The sequence below is a fragment of the Pseudoalteromonas sp. HM-SA03 genome, assembly GCF_002289345.1.
Lineage (GTDB): Bacteria > Pseudomonadota > Gammaproteobacteria > Enterobacterales > Alteromonadaceae > Pseudoalteromonas.
This window is the reverse complement of record NZ_NSDG01000085.1, coordinates 1,277-1,736: the sequence shown is the minus strand read 5'-3', so window position 1 is coordinate 1,736 and position 460 is coordinate 1,277. Positions and strand designations below refer to the sequence as shown.

General features: G+C 40.7%; 1 pseudogene. It reads right to left on the bottom strand.

What is annotated here, in order from left to right:
- Window positions 1–341: pseudogene (locus tag CKO50_RS17265) on the bottom strand (hypothetical protein); the annotation flags it as partial.
- Window positions 342–460 lie beyond the last annotated feature (119 nt).

Sequence of the window (460 nt, the reverse complement as noted above, 5' to 3'; positions counted from 1 at the left end):
AATGTAACAGGAGTCAATTCGTCAATTATATGGTAGGCTTTCTTCCGCTGAACTTTGAATGAAGCTCTGTAAAGTTTTGCTTGCTTGTAGTCTCGCCATTCAACATCCACTTTATGTGGGATCTCAGCTCCCCAAAACACACCTTTCTTTTGAGCGTTCCCCCAGCAACAGCCTATAGCACCAGCGGGAGGGGAAAATCTATCGTCAAATATCAGCTTTACCATCAGGTCACTTTTTTCATAAGCGGAAATGCCTATATGTAATTTTTCGAGCTCGGAATGTGAAGAGCAACTGCAAAGCAGTATTACTGCCAGTAAAACGGTATAGAGCTTATTGAACATCCTTTTCTCCAAGTCGAACATCCCTAGTCTCATTTGTTTTTTATCTTAACTTTGGATTGTGGGCGCTTATCTAATTAAACATCTCATCGGTTAATTCAAAATGTTCCCAAGTCGCTTGT